The organism is Moorella naiadis (nom. illeg.) (assembly GCF_051020825.1).
GTDB lineage: Bacteria > Bacillota > DSM-521 > Neomoorellales > Neomoorellaceae > Neomoorella > Neomoorella naiadis.
Genome location: NZ_JAXGFQ010000051.1, coordinates 1 through 9,612, shown reverse-complemented (window position 1 = coordinate 9,612; position 9,612 = coordinate 1). Strand labels below are relative to the sequence as shown.

The window sequence follows — 9,612 nt, the reverse complement described above, 5'->3', positions numbered from 1 at the left end:
GGTGCCCTCCTTGGCATGCCTTTTGTTCCTGGTGAGACTTGATTTTTAACTATTGGTTGATAGCCTGAGTAGTTACGTGATTACAGAAAAAATCTTCTCACTAAATGAGCTTAGCTGGGCTAGGAGGTTGGCTATGGAACCAATAACCCAAGAAGATAAACTTGCCAAGCAGGGAGCGTTATCTCCGGAAGAGTTTAAGGAGATTCTTTTGGAAGCACTTCCTATTATTGCCATACTTACCGGAGGCTACACAGCTCTTACAGATTCTCAGGGGCGACGATTGAGGGTTGTAGACAGCAAGGGTCGGGAAGTAGAGGAGTTGCGCGGGAAAATATTCCCCTTAGCGGCGGCAGTAGCTAATAGTAGAAGGCCAGGTGCCGGTAGGTCAGAGATTGTTGAAGACGTTAATGTATGGGCTGTGCCTTTGGGTGACTATGTTTTGGTCTGCAGCAACATCGAACGTATCAGGAGAGAAAGGACGCTGCACCAGGCACTGGAGGCGGCTTTGCCTTTAATAGCTCGTATGGTAGGGGGGAATTGTTCTTTATTTGATGGTGGCGGTCGTATTGTGGCAAGCTATGCTAATGACGGGACGGCCAACCGTAGCTCCATAGGCGAAACTAGCCTGGAAAGGGTTCATTGCCTGCACCGCAATATGCCGGCAATCGTAGAAGGTCCTGTCGTGGAAGGCAAGATGGTTTTGCGGATACCAGTTAGCGAGGAAATAGGAATAGAAATTGACAATTCCTATAGAATTTTAGAACAACGACGCCTGCGTGAGCAGAAGTTTAATTCTGATTCTAGAGGAAAGGCCAAATATACTTTCGATGACTTAGTGGGTAAAAATTGGCGCTTTATAGAAACCATTAATCTGGCGCGCTATGGGGCCGAAGTAGATTCTGCCGTTTTGATTTCTGGTGAAACCGGTACTGGTAAGGAGCTTTTTGCCCATGCCATTCATAACTATAGTGTGCGGAGGGACATGCCCTTTATTGCTATCAACTGCGGCGCTCTTCCGTCCTCCTTGGTAGAGAGTATCCTGTTTGGTTATGAAGGAGGTGCATTTACGGGTGCATCTAAGCAAGGAGAAGTGGGGCTTTTTGAGCAGGCAAACCAAGGCACCTTGTTTTTGGACGAAATTAGTGCTATGCCCTTGGACCTGCAATCACGACTGTTGCGGGTATTACAAGAAAAGGAGGTTTGGCGTTTAGGCGGCAAACGCCCAATCCCCGTAAATGTTCGCGTTATATCAGCTACAAACTGTGATATCCCCACGCTCATAAGTGAAGGTAAATTTCGCCAGGATCTATACTACCGCCTAAATGTATTTGAAATTCATATCCCTCCTTTACGAGAGCGTAAAGACGATCTCTATTTGCTTATTGATCATTTTTTGGAAATGTCCAGCCAAACTTTGGGTAAGCAGAAGCCCCAATTACATGAGAAAACATACAGCATGTTGGCAGGGTATTCCTGGCCGGGTAACGTGCGCGAACTTAAGAACTGCATTGAGAGGGCGGTGGCCATGGTACCTAACGGCGGGTTGATCCTGCCCGAGCACTTGCCCGAGTACTTAAGTGGCTTCTTGGGTAAACAGGAAGGGAGTGCTTTACGAAACATCAAGATCAGTTCAGAGTTAAATGTAATACGCGAGGCCCTTACTACTTCTAAGAGCAGGAAAGAAGCTGCACAAAAGCTAGGTATCAGTACTACCACCCTATGGCGCAAGATGAAATTAATGAATAATGTGATTCCGGTGCAAAAACTTTAACACTTCCGCTATATCCACTGCACGCTAAAAAGGTGGCGGTTCTTTTGAAACATCTCCTCCTCCAGCAACTTTTTATAGAGGCGGTTTAATGACACGTTAGGCTAACTGGCATAGAGGTCCTTGTACTTGACGGCACCATTTTCCTGGCAAAGCAGTTGTTGCACCGGAATCATTACATTAATAAAATGATAATTACATATAAGAAATACTATAAAACTAAAACAAGGTTAGCACTCTAGAAATTCCCTTACTCATTTTTCAATTATGTAATAGTTTATAAATTCGATTCTGGTTATCTATTAATGTTATTGCCTGGCATAAAAATTGCATTATTTATTGATTGAAGATAGTAGTTTTTTAACAAACAAAATCTAACTTTTTTAGGGAGGTAATATCAAAATGGAGAGACTCAGTAAGGAACTTATTGAAGAGATGCGCAAGTATGACGTAACCACGTGAGATTTAACAAGCTAGAAGCAAATTATATCCTTTACACAGATACGGCTGCCATCGGCATGACGGTTCTGGCGATGGCCTTGGAGCGGTGGCTATGGCGGAAGATGAGCTGGCGGGAGAAGGTCGTGATGATTATGGGTAGCATTCTGGTCATTAAATAAGCACCTTTTTATTAAGTAAATTAAGGACTTTACAGGATAAGTAAAGAAACGGAGGTAATAAAGTGCCTTATAGAGACTTGCGGGAGTACCTTAAGGCGCTGGAAGAGCGCAATTACCTGTTACGGGTAAAAAAGCCCATCGATACCAATTTAGAAGTGGGCAAGGTTTTAAGGAAGCTTTACAGCCAGGAAGGCCCGGCTGTTATTTTCGAAAACCCTATTGGCTCGGATGTCCCCCTGGTAGGGGCGTTGTATTCAACCCGGAGTAAAGCTCTTTTAGCTTTTGAAAGCGATGAGGAGCACATTCTGGATAAGGTTTTGGCCGGGATGAAAAGGCCTATCTCGCCCGTTATCAAGGAGAAGGGGGAGTGTCAGGAAAACGTGATTATGGAGAATATAGATCTCTCCCGCTTCCCCATCCCGTTTTATACGCCCAAGGATGGAGGCAAATATTTAACTGCCGCCATCACGGTCAGCAAGGATCCCGAAACCGGCGTGCCCGATATCGGGATCTACCGATGGCAAGTAATAGGGCCAGACAAATTGTCCTTCCTTGCCCAGCCTTTTCATCGCTTCGGCAAAAATTTGGCCAAAGCTAAAAAATTGGGCTTGCCATTTGAAGCAGCATTGGTCATTGGCACCGATCCCGTGTTAGGCTATACCACTCAGTTTAAGGTTCCTGATACCACGAACGATTGGATTCTGGCTGGCGGTTTAAGGGGCGAACCGGTGGAGCTAGTAAAGTGCAAAACTGTTGACCTCGAGGTTCCGGCTACTGCCGAGGTTGTCCTAGAATTAAAGATTAACTACGAGGAAGAGTTTATGGAAGGTCCTTTTGGCGAATATACCGGCTATTATACACCGGCCTCGCTAAAACCTACAGCGCGTGTGACAGCGATAACCCATCGTGATAACCCTTTGTTCCTGGGGCTTCTAACAGGTAAACCCGTAAACGAAGTTCACATTTTGAAACAGATACCTTTTGAAGCTTCGTTATATGATTTTCTTAAACCGCAATTTCCTTCTGTTAAAAAGGTAGCGATACCACCGTGCGGAGGCGTTTCCTTTTACGTCGTTATATCCATTCAACAGCGCTATGCTGGGGAAGCCAGGCAAGTTCTTATGTCTGTGTTGTCCCATACAATCAGGCCTAAGTGGGTAGTAGTGGTGGATGACGATATAAACGTTCATGATCTTAATGATGTTAATTGGGCCTTGTCCTTCCACGTCCGGCCTAAGGAGGATATTTTTATTATCGATAATGTACCCGCGGGTCCTCTGGATCCTGTTGTCAAGGAAACGGCGCAATTAACCAAACGAGTGCTATCGGCTGTTGGTATCGACGCTACCAGGCCCTTTGGGGAAGCTTTCCCCGATTTGGTTGAAGTGCCTGGGTGGGAAGATTATAACTTGGATCAATTAATAAATAGCTAATTATTTCTTTATGGACTTGCTCGCTAACAATGGCCAGCCAGGCTTCCGGCGTTTCCTTACGCAGTTACGCTTAATGATAAAATAGGCATTAATTTCCAAGTTCAAACAGACCTGAAGATTATCCTGGCTTTCATTACCGCCATCCATTAAATCTGTATTTCAGGGCAGTATGATTGAGGATTTCCCCGACCAGGGCCAGGCCGGCAACGGGAGTAAGGTGTTCATCAGACTGTTCAACGATGAATTTCATGGCCGCACCTTGCAGGTGAATATGGATTCTACCTTATTTTTTGCGAGGTTTTGAGCCATTTCAGGAAATCTTGTTATGGGGTTGTCACGGATTCAGATCTAGCTAAGGGCAGCGGAGCGAGATAGTCAACGACCTCCAGTAGGAAAAGAACACCTCAACATTAGACTGACCGTCTGCAAGAGCGGCTGGCGACCAGAATGAAAGGATGATTTAGATGACGGTTTGGGATGATATACTCACCTATTGGGATAAAAAAGCTATAGAAGTTGCTGGTTAGGGGAAAAGACGCGGTTATGGTAAAAAACCCGCTGTATTGGTGATTGATGCTCAATACAAATTTATTGGTAGCAAGTCGAATCTTGACAAGCCTTTAAGTTTACACCGCCAAAGCCTGGGTTTAGATCCCTGGCAGGCGGTTAATAAAATCAAGGAACTGTTAGAGGCTTCCCGCTCTAAAAATATACCAATTTTTTATTTTGCGGTGATAATCAACCAGAAGAAAAACAATTCTATTGGTCGCCTAAAAAGAAATACCAGCTTCCCGCTAAGGAATGGCTTGCTGACGAGGACCCTGATCAGATAGTTCCCGAAATTGCACCTCAAGAAGGCGACATTTTTATCCCCAAGAAGTACCCAAGTGCCTTCTGTGGGACACCCCTGCTTAGTTTCTTAACCACCCTTAATATTGATACTTTGTTGATAACTGGCTTTGTTACTAGTGGATGTGTACGAGCGACAACGGTTGACGCCTGCTCTTATGGGTACAATGCTATCGTAGTTGAGGAATGCGTTGCGGATGGGATACCTATTTGTCACAAAACTTCGCTGCTGGACATGGATTTAAAGTATGCGGATGTGGAGTCCTTGGCCAACGTATTGCAATACCTTAAAAATCTGTAGCAAGGAAACCAGAAGTTATAGACTGAAAATTGAGGGGGAAGATTTAAAATGGCAACAATCTTTGGCGCGTCCCAGATTGCCCTTATCGTCACCTTCGTCATCGCCTATATAGTTATTACCACCATGTTAAGCATCTGGACTATGAAGTTCACCAAAAGCAACGAGCACTTCATGACTGCTGGCGGCCAGTTGCCGTTTTGGATTATTGGCTTGCTGATGATCTCCGAATATATCGGAACAAGCGCCACGGTGGGCACGGCTCAAGCCTCCTTCGACAACGGCATAGCTGCTGCCTGGAGCATCGTCACTTTTGTGATAGTGTTCCCCCTGTTTGGCTGGTTCATCGCGCCCAAGTTTTACGAGATGCGCGAGTATACCATTTCGGGCGTTCTTAACCGGCAATACGGCAAAAGCACCAGGGTAATGACCTCGGTAATCATGATCTACGCCCTGCTAGTGGTTAACGTAGCTAACTATGTCGGTGGCGCAGCCGCTGTGTCTTCGGTCCTGAAAGTATCCTTGCCGGTGGCCGCATTAATCACAGCCGGGGTGACGATCGTCTACGTGGCCGTCGGCGGCCTCAGGTCTGTTGCCTATGTTAACCTCATCCATTTCGCTTTTAAGTACCTGGCTGTAATCATCGTAGTAATCGTGGGCGTGGGGCTCGGGGCCAGCTACAGCAACATGTTGGCCAAGCTGCCGGAGGTCTACTTTACTAGCGTGGGCAAGATCGGCCTCCCGACCATCATCGCCTGGGGCCTCGCCAATCTAGGCGCCGTCTTCTCCACCCAGATGACTATTCAGGCGGTGGCCAGCGTTAAATCCGTGAGCGACGCCCGTAAGGCCTCCTTGATTGCCGGCCTCTTGGCTGTTCCCATGGGCATCCTGGCAACCTATATCGGTCTCCAGTCCAAGTACCTCTTCCCCACCATCAAGAGCGTAATGGCTCTGCCCATCTTCATCCATCACATGAACCCCTGGCTAGGCTCGATTGTGACCGCGGGCATAGTGGCAACTGTCTTTGCCAATGTGTCAGCTACCTCGCTGGCCATCACCGCCCTCGCCATGAAGGATTTCATCGTTCCCCTGGCCAAACCCAGCGAGGAGGGGAAGCTAAGGATAAGCCGCATCGTGTCAATCTTTATTGGCTTGCTGCCCCTTCCCTTTGTCCTACTAGTACCGACCATCATCAAGACCATGTTCTTCGCCAAGGCTCTGCGGACTAGTTTGTCGGTGGTAGCGGTAATGGGCTTCTACCTGCCTTTCTTCAAGAGCGACCGGGGCGCCACCTGGGGCTTGATTATCGCAGCGGTCGGCGCTTCTGTCTGGTACTTCTCCGGGGAGCCATTCCATATTGACAGTACCTATGTAGCCATTGCCCTGCCGGTCATCATTTTGATTTTAGATCGCCTTCTCTCGAGAAGAAAGTACACCGAGAGTGAGAAGGATATGAAGGCCTAAGCAAGGGCAGCACTTTAGCCGTAGTCGGTTAAGGACCTAGGTTTAAGTTGGCGAACTATAACTGCAAGAAGTTTTTTACATGGCAACCTGCAGCAGGTGCTAAGCCGTAAGCTTCCGTCCAGCTATGCCAAAGGAAGAAAAAATAAAAGCTCTTTACAAAAGGGCTTGAATGGCAACGAGTTTCCGAGAATCTACATTATTGAGATAGGAGGGGAGTTTCATATGCAAAACGTTATTTTGGAGAAAGAAGAGAGTTTGGGCATTGTTACCATAAACAGACCCGAATCCTTGAATGCCCTGAACTACAAGGTATTAAGGGAATTAGGAACCGTTTTTGAAGAAATTAAAAGCGATGTGGCTGTTAAAGCAGTAATCATTACGGGCGCTGGGGAGAAGGCCTTTGTGGCTGGGGCGGATATAGTCGAAATGAAAAATATGTCTCCAGAGGCTGCTTATAGATTTGCCCGGCTAGGACAGGAGACTTTCTCTACCATAGAAAAATTTTCGAAGCCAGTTATCGCGGCGGTGAATGGCTTTGCTTTAGGAGGAGGTTGCGAGTTAGCAATGGCGTGTGATTTCCGGATAGCGTCAGAAAAAGCGAAGTTTGGCCAACCCGAAGTCGGGTTAGGGATTATCCCGGGTTTCGGAGGCACGCAGAGATTAGCGCGTATTATTGGCAAAGTCAAAGCTATGGAACTGATTCTGATGGGAAACATGATCAATGCCGAAGAGGCTGCGAGGTTGGGTCTAGTCAATATGGTTGTTCCTCCGGGTGATTTGCTGGCGAAAGCCAAGGAAGTAGGCAAATTGATAGCCAGCAAGGCGCCGATAGCTGTTAAATTAGCCAAAGCAGCTATTAATTATGGAATCGAAACAGATCTGGAAACTGCCTGTGCTTATGAGGCTGGACTTTTTGGTATTTGTTTTGGCACCGCTGACCAAAAAGAGGGGATAGAAGCTTTTATCGAGAAAAGAAAGCCACAGTTTCAAGGATTTTAGGAGGTAGTATTTATGATAGATGAGGTAGTATTTATGATAGATGATGTAGTAATCCTTAGTGCGGTCCGTACTGCCATTGGTAGTTTCGGTGGTAGCTTGAGAGACACATCCGCCGCCGAATTAGGAGCCATTGTAATTAAGGAAGCCATCAGGCGGGGTGGGATAGAAGCTGGGCAGGTAGACGAAGTCATATTAGGAAATGTACTTCAGGCCGGGCAAGGCCAAAACCCGGCGAGGCAGGCAGCTATTAAGGCTGGAATACCTGTAGAAATACCGGCTATCACCATAAATCAGGTATGTGGCTCAGGCCTCAGGGCAGTTAACCTGGCTGCAAATATAATTCAATCAGGCGAAGCGGAGATAATCGTGGCCGGGGGTATGGAGAATATGTCGCAAACCCCTTATGCAGTATTTGGAGCCCGCTGGGGAAACCGAATGGGAGATGGCAGATTGGTTGACCTAATGATCAGGGACGGCATATGGGATATATTTAACGACTACCATATGGGCATAACCGCCGAAAATGTGGCTGAAAAATATGGTATCACGCGTGAACAACAGGACGAGTTTGCTTACGAGAGCCAGCGGAAGGCAGAAGAAGCCATTAAAAGCGGGCGCTTTAAAGAGGAAATAACACCAGTGGAAATCCCTGTAAAGAAAGGTGAGCCTGTGATATTTGCGCAAGATGAGCATCCGCGTTTTGGAACTACGATAGATGCCTTAAGCAAACTGAAACCTGCCTTTAAGAAAGATGGGACAGTCACGGCGGGGAACGCTTCGGGGATCAACGATGGAGCCGCGGCGGTGGTACTTACCTCTGCGTGGAAGGCGGAAAGTCTGGGATTGAAACCGTTAGCCGCAATAAGGAGCCAGGCTGTTGCCGGTGTAGAGCCAGCTTTTATGGGCCTGGGGCCGATATCAGCTAGCAGAAAGGCACTTAAGAAAGCAGGGCTCAATATAGAGGATCTGGATTTAATAGAAGCCAACGAGGCATTTGCCGCCCAGTCGTTGGCAGTTGCTAGAGAATTGGAATTTGATATGAGCAAAGTGAATGTTAACGGCGGCGCTATAGCATTAGGGCATCCCATTGGGGCCAGCGGGGCCCGCATACTAGTAACCTTGATTTACGAAATGCAAAGGCGTCATAGCAGTTATGGATTGGCCACCCTCTGTGTAGGCGGCGGTATGGGTGTGGCTACCGTTATAGAGATGGTTTAATAAGCGCTAATTATCACAGCAAAAAAGAGGGGGGTTAACTTATGTCTAGCGTTACGGTTGTAGGAGCCGGCACTATGGGAAGCGGCATTGCTCAGGTTTTGGCACAGGCAGGATACGAAGTGTTGCTTTTGGATACAACAGAGGAACTTGTGAGTAAAGGTTTCAATGGCATTAAGCAGAGCCTCAATCGCCTGCAACAAAAAGGTAAGCTTACCGAGAGCGATGTGGAATGTATAATGGGTTTGATAAAACGCGGGACCGATTTAAAAGAGTCCTGTTCTTCTGAGATAGTAATTGAAGCAATTTATGAAAATATGGACGCCAAAAAGAGGTTGTTTAGAGAGTTAGATAACGTCTGCGATCCCCAAACTGTTTTTGCCTCCAACACTTCTTCGTTGAGCATAACAGAAATGGCTTTTGCGACCAGCCGGCCAGATCGGGTTATAGGTATGCACTTTTTTAACCCAGTACCAGTAATGCAATTGGTGGAAATCGTAAAAGGGTTAGCTACTTCGGAAGAAACAGTGGCAAAGGTACGAGAAGTGGCAGAAAAGCTAGGTAAAAAGCCAGTCATAGCAGGGGAAGCTCCGGGTTTTATAGTTAACAGGCTGCTGATACCCATGATAAATGAAGCCATTCTTCTTTTAGGCGAGGGCGTTGCTACGGCTTCGGATATTGATACGGCGATGATGGCCGGAGCAAACCATCCCATGGGGCCGCTGGCGCTGGCAGACCTCATCGGTCTAGATGTATGCCTGGCTATCATGGAGACTTTACATCGAGAGATAGGAGACGACAAGTATCGTCCTGCATTGTTGCTTAAACAAATGGTTAAAGCCGGTTATCTTGGTCGCAAGACAGGTAAGGGTTTTTACAAATACAATAAGTGATTCTGGTGCAAGAACCCCAAAATAACTAACTCATGCCAGGTACGCAATCGCTCTTTGACATCAAAAATGGCAT

Annotated in this window: 6 protein-coding genes and 1 pseudogene; all 7 read left to right on the top strand. The window is 46.8% G+C overall.

The window, feature by feature from the left end; genetic code table 11:
• Positions 1–133 precede the first annotated feature (133 nt).
• The 7 genes and pseudogenes from SDD30_RS16805 (at position 134) to SDD30_RS16775 (ending at position 9,539) form a co-directional block, all read left to right on the top strand.
• Entirely contained in the window at positions 134–1,771 is a 1,638-nt protein-coding gene (locus SDD30_RS16805) for a sigma-54 interaction domain-containing protein (RefSeq protein WP_434076085.1), read from the top strand.
• A 679-nt stretch (positions 1,772–2,450) separates the two neighbouring features.
• Positions 2,451–3,821: a UbiD family decarboxylase gene (locus SDD30_RS16800; RefSeq protein WP_434076084.1), complete on the top strand. Its 1,371-nt coding sequence runs from the start codon at positions 2,451–2,453 to the stop codon at positions 3,819–3,821.
• Between the two features lie 769 nt (positions 3,822–4,590).
• Positions 4,591–4,971: pseudogene (locus SDD30_RS16795) on the top strand (isochorismatase family protein); the annotation flags it as partial.
• Positions 4,972–5,019: 48 nt separating this feature from the next.
• Positions 5,020–6,432: a sodium:solute symporter family protein gene (locus SDD30_RS16790; RefSeq protein WP_434076083.1), complete on the top strand. Its 1,413-nt coding sequence runs from the start codon at positions 5,020–5,022 to the stop codon at positions 6,430–6,432.
• 222 nt (positions 6,433–6,654) lie between these two features.
• Positions 6,655–7,431 (top strand): enoyl-CoA hydratase-related protein, encoded by a 777-nt coding sequence (locus tag SDD30_RS16785; protein WP_434076082.1) that lies wholly within the window; start codon positions 6,655–6,657, stop codon positions 7,429–7,431.
• A gap of 36 nt (positions 7,432–7,467) precedes the next feature.
• Positions 7,468–8,649 carry an acetyl-CoA C-acetyltransferase gene (locus SDD30_RS16780; protein WP_434076086.1) on the top strand — a complete coding sequence of 394 codons (1,182 nt, stop codon included), beginning with the start codon at positions 7,468–7,470 and terminating at the stop codon, positions 8,647–8,649.
• Positions 8,650–8,690: 41 nt separating this feature from the next.
• A complete protein-coding gene (locus SDD30_RS16775) occupies positions 8,691–9,539 on the top strand; it encodes a 3-hydroxyacyl-CoA dehydrogenase family protein (RefSeq protein WP_434076081.1) in 849 nt (282 codons plus the stop codon).
• Positions 9,540–9,612: the final 73 nt, after the last annotated feature.

Excerpts from the sequence above, each read along its gene's own strand:
- SDD30_RS16805 (WP_434076085.1), top strand. The coding sequence starts at position 134 with ATGGAACCAATAACCCAAGAAGATAAACTTGCCAAGCAGGGAGCGTTA.
- SDD30_RS16785 (WP_434076082.1), top strand. The coding sequence starts at position 6,655 with ATGCAAAACGTTATTTTGGAGAAAGAAGAGAGTTTGGGCATTGTTACC.
- SDD30_RS16790 (WP_434076083.1), top strand. The coding sequence starts at position 5,020 with ATGGCAACAATCTTTGGCGCGTCCCAGATTGCCCTTATCGTCACCTTC.
- SDD30_RS16775 (WP_434076081.1), top strand. The coding sequence starts at position 8,691 with ATGTCTAGCGTTACGGTTGTAGGAGCCGGCACTATGGGAAGCGGCATT.